The following is a 16,532-nucleotide window of genomic DNA, read 5'->3' on the forward strand; positions in this document are numbered from 1 at the left end:
CCAGACTTATTTCCACTAAATCTGATATGAGTTTGTAACTTTTCTGTAACATTTTACCATGGAAATGTGGTCTGAAAATGTAATTTCTATTCTTCCCGATATTTACCTGCAGCAGTTTTTAAAACAGTTATTTCTGTACCTGTCCGGCCAGATAATTGACAAACTGCTGTGCTGTTCTGCCGGAAATTCCCCCATGGGACAGCTCCCATTTATTTGCCTGAGCGCAAAGTTCTTCATCAGATAAAGTAATCTGAGGATATTTTTTCGCCAGATTGCGGACAATCTCAAAATATTCTTTCTGAGACGGCTTGGAGAAGTTGATAGTGATACCAAAACGGTACACCAGAGATAATTTCTCCTGCATGGTATCGGAGCGGTGCAGTTCCTCATCCATATCGGAACGGTCGTTCCATGTCTCCCGGATCAGATGGCGCCGGTTGGAAGTAGCGTAAATGAGCACGTTGTCCGGCCGGGTCTCCATTCCTCCCTCGATGACCGCCTTCAGATACTTGTATTCAATCTCAAACTCTTCGAAGGATAAATCATCCATATAAATAATAAAGCGATAATTTCTGTTTTTCACATGACTGATAATCTGAGACAGATATTTAAACTGATGTTTATAAATCTCGATCATCCGCAGTCCACGGTCATAATATTCATTTAAGATTGCCTTGATACTTGTGGATTTACCTGTTCCCGCATCGCCGAACAGCAGACAATTGTTGGCCGCTCTTCCGCAGACGAAAGCCTCCGTATTATCTACCAGCTTCTTTTTCTGAATTTCATAACCAGTCAGATCGTCAAGCACCACTTTATCAAGATTATTGATCGGTATGAGCTCCGGCATCTCGTCTCTCTCCTCAATACGAAACGCTTTATTGAGTCCAAACATTCCCACGCCGTACTCTTTATAGAAGTTCACCACCGCGTCAAAAAACTGATCTGCATTTTCCGCTGCCGCCAGCACATCAGAAAGTGCACGGACTTTCTCGCTGACATTTTTATTGTACATTCTTTCCTGCTTCGCCACCGCCTTATAACTGAGCAGGGTTGAAAAGCAGTCTATACCAAGGGTCTCCTCAATAGGGCGAAAATCATAGTGGAACAGATGAATAAATGCCTCAAAGTCATTTTTCGCAAAATGATTCACCGTGCTTCCCTCGCTGGCGCCCACTTTTTCACAGGTGAGACTGAAAGAATTCTCATTGGTGATGAGAACAAAAGTCAGATAATTATGCCACAGGTTCTTGTCAAAACCATAGGTGGTGGCCAGATCCAGCAGCTTTTTCACTTCTCTGTAAATATCCGTGATCAGTTCCTCGCTGCGGTAATGGCAGCTGTCAAAACGTTTGAAAATGTCTGAGAGCCTCCGCAGAATACTGTCCTCTCCCAGATTCCGGTATAAAATCAGCTTCGATACTTCACGATACATGTTCCGGGTCCTCCTCTTTTAATATGTCATCAAGCATTCCGTCCACATTCAGGCTGTCCAGCTGGGAGGCGAACTGCTTTTTCATCTCATCAATTTTATTGCGGGCGCTCTCCCGGTCTCCGTCAAAAGCGGTATAGCCCTCGTAATCTGCCACCGAAGGCTTGCCCTCCTCCCGCCGCTTTCCTCCGTAGAGTTCCAGTCCCGGAAAAGAAAACCTCGGTTTATCCTCGTCATGGATATTGCCGTTTCGGATATCTTCCAGAGTCACCAGTCCCGGAAACGCGTGTTTCGGCCGGTAATCCGGCATGTTGAACACTTCAAAACAGTCCAGAATGTTCACATCGGTCAGATCCTCCGGAATCCCGTCTTTCAGATAGTTTGGAAAATGTTCTTTATAGAACTCATAAATAACCTGCTTCACTTCCGGCCGTTTCAAATCTGCCGGCAGCCGCTCCTCATTAACGTAGAAATAATATCGGTCCACATAGGGGAGAATCCTCTCCTCGGAAGTAATGGACGTGATTTCCGGTACGTTTTCATAATGGACCTCTTTGGTCCGGTAGGTGGACTTTCCCTTTTTTGTCTGGGTAATCCCCTCCATTTTATATTTGTCCATCTCAAAAAACAGACTTTTCAGCAACGAAAACTCAAACATTGTTCTTCCCCTTTCCTGCTGTATATTCTCCCGTTGTCTGATGGGTCAGACATTTTCAATCCTCCCGGCAGCGCATTGCCGTTATGGCTTTTTTATTGTTCCAGAAGCTCCTCCATCTCATCCAGCAGCTCACCGAAAAGCCTGAGGGCTGACTGCACTGGCTCCGGAGTAGTCATATCCACGCCGCAGAGCTTTAACAGATCAATCGGATTCATGGAACTGCCGCCGCTTAAAAACTTCATATAGCCTTCTCTGGCTGCCTCATCGCCGCTTAAAATCTTCCTGCTGATGGCAATGGCCGCCGAATATCCCGTAGCGTACTGGTATACATAAAACGGAGTATAGAAATGTGGAATTCTTGACCATTCCAGGGCAATTTCTTTATCGATCACAATACCGTCTCCGAAATACTGTTCATTGAGCTTATAGTAAATGTCATTTAAAATCTCCGCGGTCAGCGGTTCTCCTTTTCCTGCCATCTCATGGGTGATTTTCTCAAACTCCGCAAACATGGTCTGGCGGTACAGAGTTCCTTTGAACTGCTCCAGAAAATAATTGATCAGATAGGCCTTTTCCTTTTTGTCATCCGTATGTTTCAGGAGATATTCCATCAAAAGCGCCTCGTTGCAGGTGGATGCCACCTCCGCCACAAAAATGCGGTAACCGGCGTAGAGATACGGCTGATTCTGATCGGAATAATAAGAATGCATGGAATGTCCCATCTCATGGGCCAGGGTAAACACATTATTAAGATTGTCCTGATAATTCATGAGAACAAACGGATGGCAGCCGTAAGCGCCCCAGGAATAGGCGCCGCTGCGCTTGCCCTGATTCTCATAGACATCGATCCAGCCCCCGTCCATGCCCTCAGAAAGCACCTTGATATATTCCTCTCCCAGAGGCTCCAGTCCTTTTTTGACAATCTTCTTGGCCTCCTCAAAAGGAATCTTCATGGTCACTTCATCCACCATCGGCGCATAGAGATCATACATGTGCAGTTCTTCCACACCGAGAGCCTTTTTGCGCAGTCCCACATAACGGTGCATCAAAGACATATTTTCATGAACCGTATCAATCAGCTGGGTGTACACGGACACCGGAATCTCCCCGCCATCCAGCGCCATAGCCAGGGCAGAATCATATTTGCGCACTTTGGCAAAAAACGCACTGCTCTTGAGATTGGCGCTGTAGGTGGCTGCCAGTGTATTCCTGTACTGGCCGTACTGGGAATACATGGACGCAAATGCCTCTTTTCTTATCTCTCTGTCCCTGCTTTCCATGAGAAGGCTGTACCGTCCGTGGGACACCGGAATCTCCTCTCCGTTCTTTCCCTTGATGGCTGGAAACTTCACGTCAGCATTATTGAACATGGAAAAAATGTTGGAAATATCCTCTGACATATCGCTGACATCGGCAAGAACCGCTTCCATTTCTTTGGAAAGCACATGCTCCTGCTGCCGGAACAACTCATAGAAGAATCTCCGGTACAGTTCCATATCTTCCGATTCCTCAAACCAGCCGTCGATGGTTTCCTTTCCCACGGATAAAAGCTCCGGCTCCTCAAAAACCGTGGCGCTGCTCAGCTTCAGAGAAAGCATCTGGGCCTGCGCAGTGAGCTTCTGATAGACAGCGTTGCCGGTATCCTCATGATATTTCTGATTGGCATAAACGTAAACCGCCTCAAAACGTTTCATAACTTCCTGTTTTTTGTTCATATATTCCAGAAACGTATGAACCCCTTCTCCCAGTCTTCCTTCATAGGAAGCAAGCTCCGGGATACTTTTCTCCAGCAATTCGTAATCTTTCTGCCAGAGATCATCAGAAGCATATAAATCCTCGATATGCCACTGATATTTTTTATCACACTCTTCCCTTCTGGGAACTGCTTTTATCTCTTCCATCTGTATACCGCCTTTCTGTTTACTGTTTATAGTTCCCCTTCCGCCAGGGTATATACAAAGGTCTGCTCCTCATTGTCCGGCGTATTATAATTGCTGATTTCCACGCTGGTGGTTCCATCGCTGATTTCCGCATAGATACTCACCGTTGCATCTCTTCCCACAGGAAGAATCCTCGTGTCCTCCACGTGGGCCGACGACGCGGAATCCGTATCATCATACTGCATGTAGACTTCCCCGTCATTGCCGGACAAATAAAAGGATGTGTACGCCAGCTGCTCCACATGACTGCCCTGATTATTGACAGTCAGATCAAAACGATACATCTGATAACCGTCTCCCGCTGTCCTTCCTTTATAATCAGGCACCATCTGCCCCTGAACATCGATGATCCGCAGGTCAGAATAACGCTCGTTATCGCTGTCCCCGAACAAATCTCCCGCTGTATCCAGAAACAGCGGCAGAACAGAAGCCAGTACATTGATCAAAACCACCACAACAACAATATATTTGACCACAGCCAGACCGCTTTTTCTTTTTTTCATCGTCTCTCCTCCCAAATCCGTATGCGAAGGATCCTTACTATTACTGCTCCCTGCACTGTCCTGCCCCCACATCACTGGTTCAACGGGATCGCAATATCGATAACCTCCGAATAACTGGCCACATCGGTATCATTTTCATCCACCGTCAGGCATGGCAGACTGAGCGTTACCGACTGCGCTGCGGCATCCACAAAATAAACCGCATATCCGTACATGTCTTCGTATCCTACACCATAAACAGAAGCTGTCTCTATGCCCTTTTCCGTAAAATAATGCTGATCGTCCAGAGCTCCCACGTCTACCATCTCCCGGAAGTTCGTGCCATCAAAAACATACGGTCTCTCCCAGCTATATCCGGTATAATCAAGAACAGATTCATTATCTTCCAGCCAGATACCGATACATTTCTCTCCTGCCGGCAGGTCAGAAAGTTCCCCTTCCTGAAACAGTGTCTCCGCCTCTCCCACATAATAGGTAAGATCTCCTGCGGTGACGCCTTCCGCTGCCTCCTGTGCAGAAATAGTCTCGATCCGGATATTTTTATCTTCCTGTTCCTTCTCACCGGAATTGAACCTCCAGCCCCGTGCAGAAGTCACCTGCAAAACAGCGGTTATCACCACCATCAAAATACAGATAATAACCACAAAAGCAATGACTTTTCCAAGCAGAGACGCCCGGCCGGAATCTTCCCCGTCACGGTATGCCCCGGCCGCAGTGCCGCGACTCTTTGACGTCTCCCGACGGGCCGCTTTCTGCCGGTCTGCTTTCCGATACCGGACAGAGGAATCTCGTCGGCCGCCTCCTGCGGCCGTTTTCTCCCGATGGCCGGCGTGAAGCCGTTTCGTCCAGCCCGATTTTTCCTCCGGAAAAAGATCTGCCAGCCCCTCGCTCTTTGGGAGCTGATAGCTGTTATCTTCCACGTTATAATATTTCATCCATTCCGTATCCTGCCTGGCAGCTCCAGGCGGACGATTATAAAAACAGCATCTTGGACAAACGCCCTGTCGCTCATCATAATCAAAGGATGCTCCGCATCGCTCACATTTTGCCATGCTGTCCTCCCCTCTTCCCTCTCCGGGAAATCTGCTTCGGGAAAATGAAATGATCCCTTCCCTTACTTTTCCTTTTTCCACTTGGCATATAGTGTATAATTCCGGCTGTTTCCTTTTTTGATCACCGTAATCTGATTCTTATACGCCTTATCTGTATACCATCCCTCAAAAACATATCCCTTTTTTACAGGATCTTCCAGAGTGATTTCTTTCTTTCCCGATGCGGTGGCAACATTATCCGCCGAATTCATTCCCGCCTTTTTGTAGGTGATGGTATAACCGTTTACCTTCACAGTACATTTCAGTTTTTTATTTCCAATGACCGCAGTGATTGTCGCCGTTCCCTTTTTTTTGGCGGTAACACATCCATTGGCATCCACTTCCGCCACGCCGGAATTGGAACTCCTCCACTGTATGCGGCGGGCTCCTGCCGGCGTAGTGCGCACAACATAGAGCTGTTTCTGATAACCGGCGCGGATCTTCACCTTGCGGGATGACAGCTTCGGCTTGCCATATTGTTTTCCTGCATAGTTCACAGATATCCTGCCGGTTCCCCTCTTGGCTCCGGTCATGTCTGTGATATAGTATCCGATAGTATTATCTGAATTCCTGTAAAACCGTCCCACATAGGCAATCTGCCAGAAATAAGAAGTCACCCCATGCTTATATTCCAACGGCGAAACCTGGCGTACCTGCTCCTTGAGATTACCCTTATAATCCATACGGTAAATGGTATCATTCAGAGAAATAAAAACCATCTCGTTAAACTCTTCCGCCCAGCCGATGTGTTTGTCATCTGCCGGAGCATACACCGTCGTCTCATGGCTTCCGTCCAGTTTTGACTTCTTCAGCATATTTCCTGTGGAAATCCAATACCAGTATCCCTTCTGATAAAACATACAGCTTTTCTCCGCTATCCCGGTCCGTATACCAGAGCGCAGAGGAATGTAATCAGACTGTGCCAGAACAAGCCGGTGGATATTCAGCCCGTCAGAATTCCCCTCTCCGTAAATATCCTTTAAAGTGTAGCCGGGATGAGCGCTCAGAAACGAGCTGACTCCCACCAGACAGCTGGCATAACTGACCACCATACCCTCATGGTCTCCGGTGCCGATGCCGTTGGTCAGATCGCAGAAATACCATTTTCCGTCAAGACACACAAGATTCCAGGAATGATCCCTGGAATAATTGCTCACCACCGCACACCGGATCCCCAGCGTGTTCAATGCCAGGGCATAAGCGTTGGCAAAACCGTCACACACTCCTGTATGGTTGACCAAAACATCATATCCCGTGTGGCAGTCCTTCGTCTCCTCATAAACCGTATTCTTCGCCAGATAATAATAGACCGCCATGGCCTTATCAGCATCGGCCATCCCCGGTTCCACGCAAGACAGCACCTCTCCCAGCGCCTGCATAATCTTCTGATACCGGCGGCGAAACGTCTTCCGGCTCATCATCTTGGTACTGTTGAATACCGTGCGGTCTCCCGACACCGCCACGGAATAATAATTAACCCAGCTGCCATCCAGGAAATCGATCCCCTCTGCCATCAGCGCCGCTCTGTTCTGAATCGCCGCCTGCTGCAGAGCATTCTTTCCGGACGTTCCTCTGGCAATTCTGGAATACAAATCCATCTTTTTACTTTCCACACCATCTTTCATCAGCTGAGAGAGCGCATTGACATATTCTTTCTTTTGTTCTGATGTCACCCGTGCCTCCACAGGACTGTGAAACAAGAACAGTCCGAAGAAACAGCATACCGCGATCAAAAATAACGTCCAAAACCTTTTTTTCATCTGCGTTCCTCCTCTCTTTTTTCTGTTCTCATTGTTATCATTATCAGATAAAATAGCCATAAAAGTATGAATCTATCATATCATTTCAGTAACGAAAAGGCAAACATTCTTTCGTGTCCTGTGTTTATAAATATTTGCCGGGGAATGACAAAAAAGAAAAGCTACTCTTTCAAAAAAGAATAGCTTTTCCATGCGTAGAAAATTTATTGTCCGCTGCATTCTATATACGGCAGCTCCGTTTTTATGCAGCAGTTGTTACCGGTTTCATTTCATGGCAGGTTTTATGTATGACATTATAAATTAAATTGCGTACAAATCTTTACTGTGATCTTCTCCGTAAATACCCCATTTCTCAATAGCCCATGTGAGTTCCGGACTGTTCTTTGCCGCCTCTCTCAACGGAATATCATTCATACATGCATCGATGGCCACTCTGAATGCCTTCGCTCCGGCTCTTGGACCCATTCCGTGAGCATGGATTCCTGCGCCAACACCCAGCAGAACGTCATTACCGCAGTCTTTCATGAATCTAGGCACAAGACCTGCTACCACGCCGCCGCCTACGAATGGAAGAGTCGGTTTTAAGTCGTAGAATTTTGCCTTTGATGTAATGATGTTGATAATATAGTTATCAAATGTATTATCAAACTTACCATATGGAGGCTGAGTCAGATAGATATCACATCCAACCAGGCGACACAGCTTCACAACAACTTTGGAGCTCATGCCCTGATATGGTGAACAGGTAAATGCTCCGTTAAAACAGCTGTGTCCAAGGATCGGAACATTGATATCCGGATCTTCTGCCAGCATTCTCACTGCGGAATATCCGATACCGTGAACGTCTACCATGATACAGTTTCCGCCATTCTCAATAACGGTCATGGCATTATCCTTCAGTCTGGATACCTCATCCGTGATATTACATGCGTAAAGTGTCTTCTCGCCTTTAATCTCATCCGCTCTGTGTGCAGCGTCCATATTTGCTTTTACTCTGTCCGCCAGCTTATTAAAAGAGCGGTCGCCGCCGATCAGCTCATCATCTTTAATAATGTCAACACCGCCTGCAGCCGCCTCAAAGAATAATTTTGCTCCCACATCCGGAGTATATCCTGTACAAGGCTTGATCATATTATTTAACAACGGTCTGTCATAAGCATTGAGAATCTTTCTGATTCCGTCAATACCGAATTTTGGTCCCTGGAACTTATCTGCAAACTTTTTCGGAAAATCAATATCCAGTAATTTCAAGTATGGCATGGACATGATGTTTCCAGTGATAGACGCGATGAGCAGTGGAATATTATCTTCAATATTTGCTACCGGGAATCCAATACGGATTACATAGAAACGAAGACCATCCGGCGGTACCTGTCTGTCTACATTAGTCTGATTTTCAAAAGCCGGTACTTCATAAATACCGATAATCTTGGAGCAGTATTTTGCTCTCATTTCATCCGTCTCTTCCGGTACATCTACCCAGGATCCTGTGGTCTGCTCAATACCGATGCTGGCTGCCTTTACAATGGCTTCTTCTTCTTTTGATGCGCCAATCAGATAAGTCCCCACACACAGATCATTCATGTCGCATCCTTCATATAAAGGGTTTAATAACGGGCTGTACATTCTATCCTGCTGAATCATTCTGCTACCTCCTAAACATTTTAGATTTATGTAATGCCTTCTCTTAATTACAAGTTCATTATATATGCCGCCCAAACCCAAAACAAGAATGAAAATATTTTCCATACGTCGAAAATATTTTCATGGAAAAGTATCTTACAGCAGTGTTTTGAGTATCTGTAATACCCCATCTTCCTTCATTGGCGGGGCCACATGTCGTGCGGCATTTTTCACTTCTTCCCTGGCATCTCCCACTGCATAACTTTCCGCGGCATTTTCAAGCATCTCAATATCATTGATATTGTCCCCGAAAGCCATAGTTTCTTCTCTCGTAATGCCCAGATAATCCTGTATCTTTTTCAGGCCGGTGCCTTTGTTGGCATGCAGATCCATGACATCCATATAATTATTGCCGGCGCAGACCAACTGATGGGTCTTTCCCCATTTCTCCTGAAATTCCCCCTGAATGGCACTTTCTGCATCTTCCGGATGGTAAATAGTATACTTAATAGACGGAATCGTGAGAGTCAGAAGATCATCCACCATGGCACAGTCGTAGTGCATATAGTCCTTCATTATATGATAAATTTCTTCGCCGCCTTTTTCAAAATATGTCTTTTCACAGCTCTGCCATACACTCTGGCAGCAGGAAAGCTTTCTGACGTCCTGCACCAGCTCCCGACACTCGGAAAGTTTCATGGGAACGGAGAATAACTCTTTCCCCTGATAAACGCCCCTTGCGCCGTTATCCGGCAGAAATATCATATCGTCTTTCACCGGAGCAAACAGCTGACTTAATGCATAATAACTCCTGCCGCTGGCTCCTCCGAATAAGATTCCTTTTTCCTGCAGATTCCGGATCACCTCATAGTATTCCTCATTGATTTTGTCCGTATTTACTGGTCCCAGGGTTCCGTCAATATCAGTAACTATTAATTTAATTTTATTATTTTCCATTCTGTGCATTCTCCTGTTCTCATAAACTTACAGCAGACGCCCGGTTTCTTTTTTCTCATAGAACCGCTAAAAAAATACACAAATTATACTGCATCTCCGGTGGCCACCAAAGCCACACCGGTTCCGCAGAAATCGCCGTTTATGACGTCGCCCACATGAACCGGTGCCTTTGCCGTGATACGGCAGCTCTCTCTGGCACACTCCATCAGCATGTGTTTCGGCACTGAGCCGGCAGTCTTCACCGGAACCAATGCAGAAGATCCACCTTCCACCTTCACTGTGGAAGTGAAAATGCGTACCGGCGCTGTAAATTCATTTTCTGCGTACACTTTACCGTTGGCGCAGCCGAATCCTTCTATCTTTTCAATGGTTTTTCCTTCATGGGTGACCGTAACCGTACAACCTTTCGGGCATCCAATACATATGATTTTTGTCTGAGCCATAATTTACCCCTCCTGTCTTTCTACCGATACTCTGAGGGAAGAGGCAGCGTCTGCCAATTTTATTAATGGTATACTTAATGCTACCATAGATCCCGGCGCAATGGTATCTTTTTTAAATTTCGCTATCAAGTTTCCCTTCTCATCTTTTACAACCATCAGAACATTCTCATCCGGTTTTCGCACCCGCATGAACAGTTTGACTATTTTTTCATCCGAATCAGCATAGTCAATAGTCTGCGGTACCACATAGCCAATATTCTCTCCGGCGCACACAGTAATCGGATGTCCGCTCTTTTTCAGACTGCCTTTGATATATTCTGCCGCTGCTTTTCCTGCCGTCTCGGCCTCCTCCGTCACATTATCCACCAGATCATGGACCTGCAGCACATTTCCACAGGAGAAGATCCACTCCACGTTGGTCTGCCGCTTTTCATTGACTACGGCCCCCTTGGTCACTCTGTCAAGGTTCACACCTGCCTTCTTGGAAAGCTCATTTTCCGGAATCAAACCTACCGACAGCAGCAGGGTGTCACACGGAACATAAACTTCCGTCTCCGGAATCGGATTTTTATTCTCATCAACTCTAGCGATAGAAACACCTTCCAGCCTCTGTCTTCCATGAATCTTTGTGACTGTGTGACTTAAATACAGTGGAATTCCAAAATCGTCCAGACACTGTACTTTATTTCTTACAAGACCAGATGAGAACGGTTCTACCTCACACACGCACTTCACATTGGCTCCCTCAAAAGTCATACGCCGGGCCATGATCAGACCGATGTCGCCGGAGCCCAGGATTACAATTTCTTTTCCCGGGAGATATCCGTTGACATTGACATATCTCTGGGCTGCCCCAGCCGTCATGACGCCGGATGGACGATCGCCCGGAATGGTAATGGCCTCACGAGTCCTTTCCCGACATCCCATGGCCAGGATACAAGCTTTAGTCTCCACCTCAAAGAGACCATCCTGTGCATTTTGTGCGATAATTTTTTTATCATCGGTGATATCAAGAACCATGGTATCTGTCTTCACATCAATATCGCTTTCCAGCACTTTTTTTGCAAATCTTCCTGCATATTCCGGCCCGGTCAGCTCCTCCTTAAAATACTGCAGTCCGAATCCATTGTGAATACACTGTTCCAGAATCCCCCCCAGTTTGGAGCCACGCTCGCACACAAGAATTTTCCCCACACCATATTCTTTTGCTTTTAATGCCGCGCCAAGACCGGCAGGGCCGCCTCCTACAACTACCAGATCATAAGATAACCTTTTCATTACTGCTGCCTCCTTCCTGCAGTGCAAGCTCTTTTGCTTTCATGGAAAGTACATAAGAAGTTCTTCCCCGTTTAGTCACTTCCAGCGGAGAAATCCCCAATTCTTTTTCGAGTATTCCAACAATACGCGGACCGCAGAATCCCCCCTGACATCTTCCCATACCTGCCCGCACTCTTCTCTTTATAGCATCCAGATTGGTGGCCGGAATCGGTCTCCGGATTGCATCAAGAATCTCACCCCGGCTCACAGTCTCACACCGGCAGATAATAGTGCCGTAATTCGGATTTTCCGCAATAATTTTTGCCCTCTCCTCATAAGGAAGTTCTCTTAAAATCACTGGTTTCTCTCTGGTCGGAATATAGTTATCTTTAATCTCAAAATTAAGTTCCTCTCCCACCTCACGGACAAGATCTTCTACCATATCCGCAATGGCAGGTACCGATGACAAACCCGGAGACTGGATTCCAATGAGATTGATCATACCTCGTACAGATTTTGAATGACCGATGATAAAATCTTCTGTGTTGGACACCGCTCTGTTGCCGGCAAAGATAGTAGTTACATCGCCCATCCGCGGCAGTTCCGGATAATATTTATGTATTGCTTCCGCATAAATGTGATTTAAGGATTCCAGATCTGTGGACACATCATCTTTATCATCGTGCAGGATTGCGTTGGAACCACATAAAAGATTCCCTTCGGTGGTCGGCAGCATGATCAGTCCTTTGGAAACAGCCGTCGGTGCCGTATAAATCGGCCGCCTGATATAATCACCAAACTGTTTGTCATACAGGAAATACACGCCCTTCCTCGGTTTCACAGAATAGTCCATATGCTCTACCATTCCTGCTACCCTATCAGAATATAAACCAGCAGCATTAATCACGATTTTTGCTTCAATGGTTCCCTGACTGGTCGTGACGGAAACCACTTGTCCGTCTTCTGTATTGATTCCCGTGACCTCGGTATTCAACAGTACCTTTGTCCCGTTGATCACCGCATGTTCTCCCAGCGCAATGGTCAACTCAAATGGATTTAAGACACCTGTGTTCGGATTAAACAGAGCAAATTTCGCATCCGGGTTCATATGTGGCTCCAGTTCATGAAGCTCCTCCTGACCCACGATGCGGACGCCCCGTATGCCGTTTTCTGCACTCATCTCAAACTGATGATGGATCGCCTCCCAGTCCTTCTCCTCAAAACCCGGAAGAAGAGATCCACAGATGTTTAAGTCAAAATGCAGTTCCTTCGCCAGCTGTTCATATCTTTCCTTTGTCGCTTTCAGAACCAGCTGGCCTTTCAATTTTGTCCTGTCTACATTGTAACCATCGTGGAGCATGGAGGAATTCGCCTTGCTTGTACCCATACAGACATCAGCTTCCTTTTCCACCAGCGTAACATCAAAGTTATACTTACATAACTGATGGGCAATTCCGCATCCTACTACTCCGCCGCCAATAATCAAAACGTCTGTTTTCATATCTGCGCCCCTTTCTGATACATTATAAATTGTTGCTTAATTTTAAAGGCCGGCATAAACAAGATCTCTCATCGCTTATGCCAGCCTCTTATTTCTTTATCACATTTTCAATAAATTCTGGCAATTTCCAGGGCTGTTCATCCTTTAATGTTTTGCCTTTTTACTCCAATGCATGAGAGACTCTATACAGTTCACCCATCCTGCATATAATTCTTCTCTCTCTTCTTCCGGCATCTCCGGATGGAATACACGGTCAATCTGACGGCATTCCAGAATCTCATCCTGATCTTTCCAGTAACCTACTGCCAGACCTGCCAGATATGCCGCTCCGGCCGCTGTAGTCTCAACGCTCACCGGACGTTCCGCATCCGCCCCGAGGATATCCGCCACAAACTGTGCCACGATATTATTATCCGCCGCACCGCCGTCAATACGAAGCAGCTCAATCGGCGCTCCCGCATCTTTCGCCATGGCATTGGCGATATCTCTGGTCTGATATCCTAAAGAATCCAGAGTCGCTTTAATCACATCATATTTATTGGCACCACGGTGCAGTCCGAAAATGGTCGCCCGCGCATAAGAATCATACCACGGAGCACCCAGGCCTGAAAAAGCCGGCACCACGTAAACATAGCCTCTCGGCAGTTTTGATTTGGCTGCATAGAATTCAGAATCCGGTGTAGAATCGATGAGATCCATCTCATCTCTGAGCCACTGAATAGATGAACCTGCATTGTAAACTGTTCCTTCATAGATGTACTCTACTTTGCCATTTAAGCCCCATCCGATGGTAAGAAGAAGATCATTCTTAGATGGAATCGGCTTCTCTCCAATGTTCATAAGCATACATCCGGCTGTACCGAATGTCATCTTGCATTGTCCCGGTTTGAAACAGCACTGTCCGAAGGTGGCAGACTGCTGATCACCGATACATCCGGTAATCGGAATTGCCGCACCACCAAAGAAATCATGTCTTTCGATGGTACAGAAATGGCCACTGCTCGGACGAACTTCCGGACACATAGATTTCGGAATATTAAAAAGTTCCAGTAATTCATCATCCCACTCCAGCGTATGAATATTAAAAAGCTGGGTGCGGGAAGCGTTAGAATAGTCCGTCAGATGACAGCCATTTTCCGTCAGCTTATACATGATCCAGCCGTCGATATTAGAAAAATAGAGATCTCCGGCCTCTGCTTTTTCTCTTGCTCCCGGCACATTGTCAAGAATCCATTTAATCTCCGAAGCGGAAAAATACGGGTCAATGATCAAACCTGTCTTGTCCACCAGCATCTGCTCTTTTCCCTGAGCCTTCAGCTCATCACAGTACGGAGCGGTTCTTCTGTCCGCCCAGCCGATAGCATTGTAAACCGGTTCTCCCGTGTTCTTGTCATAAACGACTACCGTCTCTCTCTGATTAGTAATACCGGCCGCCTTGATCTGCTTTGGATCGATACCGGACTGCTGAACCACCCGGTTCATCACTTCTTTTGTGGTCAGCCAGATTTCCTTTGGATCCTGCTCCACCCATCCCGGCGTCGGATAATACTGTGCGAATTCTTTAGAACACATGGCCACAATCTCGCTGTTCTTATTAAACAATATGGCCCGCGCACTGGTCGTACCTTCATCGATCGTCATGATATACTCTTCCATTGTAACTCCTCCCAATACATGATACGTGTGTTAGTTTTTGCTTCAGTCACTTTGATCCAGCTCATTATGAAGACGCAGGATCTCCATACCAAGCTGATAGTCAATGATCAATACATCAATTAATTTCCCCTTCAAGGCACTGAGAATCGTATATGCTTTATAAACCCCCGAAGCAATCGTAATCTTAGTGTCTATCTTTTTAAACTGCTCAAAACCAATAGAGATAATTCTGTCAGAAAGTTCCGTCTGGCACTCCTTTCCTTCTTTGTCAAAGAAACGCAGTGCTATATCCCCCACAACGGATTGTTCCTGCAGCGACCTCAGTTCCTCCCTGCTCATAAATTCAGGCTTCGCCAGAATTGAATTCAGTTCAGGATAGAGTGAGCCGGTTCCATTAATTGAAATATTTATATTTTCAAACATTTGAAAAACAACATGATTATTCCTCTCCTGCTTGATAATATCCGCTACCTGTTTGCTGCTCATCAGTGCATCTGTAAACAGACAGTAATGTTTACCAGAAAACGCTTTGGCCATCCGCATAACCAGCGTACGGACATCCAGTTCATTTCTGAACCCCGCAATACTGCCATGCAAAGTGACAAAAGTAGCGTCCACCTTCTGAGCAGGATTTAAAAAATTGATCAACTGATAAATGGTGCTTCCCCAGGTAATGCCAAGAACATCATTCTCCTTAATAATTCTTTGCAGATACCGGGCTCCTTCCAGCGCCACCAGTTTTTTTACTTCTTCATCATCTTCCAGACATTCTTCTTCCCCCATCTCCGAAGAAACTCCCGGCGCGATGATGACATCCTTTAATCCAAATATCTGTTTTAGCTTCTTTTCCAATGAAATACATCCCACATAAGGGTCGCGGATCACGAATTCAATGATCTTGTCTTCCTTTGCTTTTCTCAGCAATCTGGACACTGTTGTAATTGAAATTTTAAGAATTTTCGCAATTTCATTTTGAGAATAATTCTCTATATAATACATATAGGCGATTTTGATTACTAAAAAAGTAGATTGGTTATACATGTTGACTGCCATTTTAGATTGCTCCCTTCTCCGATATCCACCCCACTATGTTCTGATATTGACATTCTCCCTGATATAACCTTATCTTATCGTCTGATTTTGTCGAATACAACAATGAAAATTTTTTCAACCTATGGTAATTTTGTTTGCCTGATACCTTTAATCCAATATCTTTTTTTGAAAAATATAAAATAAAAATGCCGGTACATTAATCTTTTTCCAGATATTTATCGTTTTCCGTAAACGGAGCACAGGAAATAATGTATTGATTATATTCATCCGTCGGATTCGTTACCGTATGAAACTCGCCCGGCTCAATGTGAAACATCTGCCCTTCCTCCACAATAGTGGTCACACCATTGATTTCCACCTGTAGCTTGCCTTTAAGCACATAGAAATTCTCTTCCATGATGCGGTGTACATGAGGAGCAGCCGTTTCTCCCGGTCTCAGCTGACAAAGTCCAAAACTTGATCTGGGCCCTTTCATCAAATATTTTGGTCCATGATCTCCATGGCGATATTCTTTATCTTTGGAATCTACTACATACATTTTTCCTTCCCCCCTAGTATAATAATGGTGTAGTCAATAAGACTACTCGGTTAATAAGTTTCTATGATTAGATAACAGAAGAAGGTGTTCTTCCTTCATCAGATGTTATCCTAAAATAAT

General features: G+C 45.6%; 14 protein-coding genes. All 14 read right to left on the reverse strand.

Features of this window, described 5'->3' with window-relative positions:
* Positions 1 to 127: 127 nt before the first annotated feature.
* The 14 genes from B5E53_RS06345 to B5E53_RS06410 all read right to left on the reverse strand — a co-directional run bounded on the left by B5E53_RS06345 (position 128) and on the right by B5E53_RS06410 (position 16,412).
* Positions 128 to 1,435, reverse strand: coding sequence for an ATP-binding protein (locus tag B5E53_RS06345; RefSeq protein WP_087313225.1), 1,308 nt, complete (start codon positions 1,433 to 1,435; stop codon positions 128 to 130).
* Entirely contained in the window at positions 1,425 to 2,090 is a 666-nt protein-coding gene (locus tag B5E53_RS06350) for a hypothetical protein (protein ID WP_087313227.1), read from the reverse strand. Before B5E53_RS06350 ends, B5E53_RS06345 begins: the two co-directional genes overlap by 11 nt.
* Before the next feature lie 92 nt (positions 2,091 to 2,182).
* A complete protein-coding gene (gene pepF / locus B5E53_RS06355; RefSeq protein WP_087313229.1) occupies positions 2,183 to 3,991 on the reverse strand; it encodes an oligoendopeptidase F in 1,809 nt (602 codons plus the stop codon).
* Positions 3,992 to 4,017: 26 nt separating this feature from the next.
* A complete protein-coding gene (locus B5E53_RS06360) occupies positions 4,018 to 4,533 on the reverse strand; it encodes a hypothetical protein (RefSeq protein WP_087313231.1) in 516 nt (171 codons plus the stop codon).
* Positions 4,534 to 4,604: 71 nt separating this feature from the next.
* Positions 4,605 to 5,585, reverse strand: coding sequence for a hypothetical protein (locus B5E53_RS06365; RefSeq protein ID WP_140401448.1), 981 nt, complete (start codon positions 5,583 to 5,585; stop codon positions 4,605 to 4,607).
* Positions 5,586 to 5,647: 62 nt separating this feature from the next.
* Complete coding sequence (locus tag B5E53_RS06370) at positions 5,648 to 7,384, reverse strand: InlB B-repeat-containing protein (RefSeq protein WP_162611809.1); 1,737 nt, start codon at positions 7,382 to 7,384, stop codon at positions 5,648 to 5,650.
* 300 nt (positions 7,385 to 7,684) lie between these two features.
* Positions 7,685 to 9,028 (reverse strand): RuBisCO large subunit C-terminal-like domain-containing protein, encoded by a 1,344-nt coding sequence (locus B5E53_RS06375; protein ID WP_087313237.1) that lies wholly within the window; start codon positions 9,026 to 9,028, stop codon positions 7,685 to 7,687.
* Positions 9,029 to 9,163: 135 nt separating this feature from the next.
* Complete coding sequence (locus B5E53_RS06380; protein ID WP_162611810.1) at positions 9,164 to 9,964, reverse strand: Cof-type HAD-IIB family hydrolase; 801 nt, start codon at positions 9,962 to 9,964, stop codon at positions 9,164 to 9,166.
* Between the two features lie 83 nt (positions 9,965 to 10,047).
* Entirely contained in the window at positions 10,048 to 10,407 is a 360-nt protein-coding gene (locus B5E53_RS06385; RefSeq protein WP_087313241.1) for a DUF1667 domain-containing protein, read from the reverse strand.
* Positions 10,408 to 10,410: 3 nt separating this feature from the next.
* On the reverse strand, positions 10,411 to 11,685 hold the full coding sequence (locus B5E53_RS06390; RefSeq protein ID WP_087313243.1) for an FAD-dependent oxidoreductase: 1,275 nt from the start codon (positions 11,683 to 11,685) through the stop codon (positions 10,411 to 10,413).
* Positions 11,666 to 13,165: an NAD(P)/FAD-dependent oxidoreductase gene (locus B5E53_RS06395; RefSeq protein WP_087313245.1), complete on the reverse strand. Its 1,500-nt coding sequence runs from the start codon at positions 13,163 to 13,165 to the stop codon at positions 11,666 to 11,668. Before B5E53_RS06395 ends, B5E53_RS06390 begins: the two co-directional genes overlap by 20 nt.
* Positions 13,166 to 13,309: 144 nt before the next feature.
* Entirely contained in the window at positions 13,310 to 14,821 is a 1,512-nt protein-coding gene (gene glpK / locus B5E53_RS06400; RefSeq protein ID WP_087313247.1) for a glycerol kinase GlpK, read from the reverse strand.
* A gap of 42 nt (positions 14,822 to 14,863) precedes the next feature.
* On the reverse strand, positions 14,864 to 15,874 hold the full coding sequence (locus B5E53_RS06405) for a sugar-binding domain-containing protein (RefSeq protein WP_087313249.1): 1,011 nt from the start codon (positions 15,872 to 15,874) through the stop codon (positions 14,864 to 14,866).
* Between the two features lie 196 nt (positions 15,875 to 16,070).
* Positions 16,071 to 16,412: a cupin domain-containing protein gene (locus B5E53_RS06410; RefSeq protein WP_087313251.1), complete on the reverse strand. Its 342-nt coding sequence runs from the start codon at positions 16,410 to 16,412 to the stop codon at positions 16,071 to 16,073.
* Positions 16,413 to 16,532 lie beyond the last annotated feature (120 nt).

Origin of the sequence: Eubacterium sp. An11, from assembly GCF_002161065.1 — a bacterium.
GTDB lineage: Bacteria > Bacillota > Clostridia > Lachnospirales > Lachnospiraceae > Anaerobutyricum > Anaerobutyricum faecale.

Bases quoted from the DNA above. Each gene is read 5' to 3' on its own strand.
- B5E53_RS06345 (WP_087313225.1), bottom strand. From the start codon at position 1,435: ATGTATCGTGAAGTATCGAAGCTGATTTTATACCGGAATCTGGGAGAG.
- B5E53_RS06350 (WP_087313227.1), bottom strand. From the start codon at position 2,090: ATGTTTGAGTTTTCGTTGCTGAAAAGTCTGTTTTTTGAGATGGACAAA.
- pepF (WP_087313229.1), bottom strand. From the start codon at position 3,991: ATGGAAGAGATAAAAGCAGTTCCCAGAAGGGAAGAGTGTGATAAAAAA.
- B5E53_RS06360 (WP_087313231.1), bottom strand. From the start codon at position 4,533: ATGAAAAAAAGAAAAAGCGGTCTGGCTGTGGTCAAATATATTGTTGTT.
- B5E53_RS06365 (WP_140401448.1), bottom strand. From the start codon at position 5,585: ATGGCAAAATGTGAGCGATGCGGAGCATCCTTTGATTATGATGAGCGA.
- B5E53_RS06370 (WP_162611809.1), bottom strand. From the start codon at position 7,384: ATGAAAAAAAGGTTTTGGACGTTATTTTTGATCGCGGTATGCTGTTTC.
- B5E53_RS06375 (WP_087313237.1), bottom strand. From the start codon at position 9,028: ATGATTCAGCAGGATAGAATGTACAGCCCGTTATTAAACCCTTTATAT.
- B5E53_RS06380 (WP_162611810.1), bottom strand. From the start codon at position 9,964: ATGGAAAATAATAAAATTAAATTAATAGTTACTGATATTGACGGAACC.
- B5E53_RS06385 (WP_087313241.1), bottom strand. From the start codon at position 10,407: ATGGCTCAGACAAAAATCATATGTATTGGATGCCCGAAAGGTTGTACG.
- B5E53_RS06390 (WP_087313243.1), bottom strand. From the start codon at position 11,685: ATGAAAAGGTTATCTTATGATCTGGTAGTTGTAGGAGGCGGCCCTGCC.
- B5E53_RS06395 (WP_087313245.1), bottom strand. From the start codon at position 13,165: ATGAAAACAGACGTTTTGATTATTGGCGGCGGAGTAGTAGGATGCGGA.
- glpK (WP_087313247.1), bottom strand. From the start codon at position 14,821: ATGGAAGAGTATATCATGACGATCGATGAAGGTACGACCAGTGCGCGG.
- B5E53_RS06405 (WP_087313249.1), bottom strand. From the start codon at position 15,874: ATGGCAGTCAACATGTATAACCAATCTACTTTTTTAGTAATCAAAATC.
- B5E53_RS06410 (WP_087313251.1), bottom strand. From the start codon at position 16,412: ATGTATGTAGTAGATTCCAAAGATAAAGAATATCGCCATGGAGATCAT.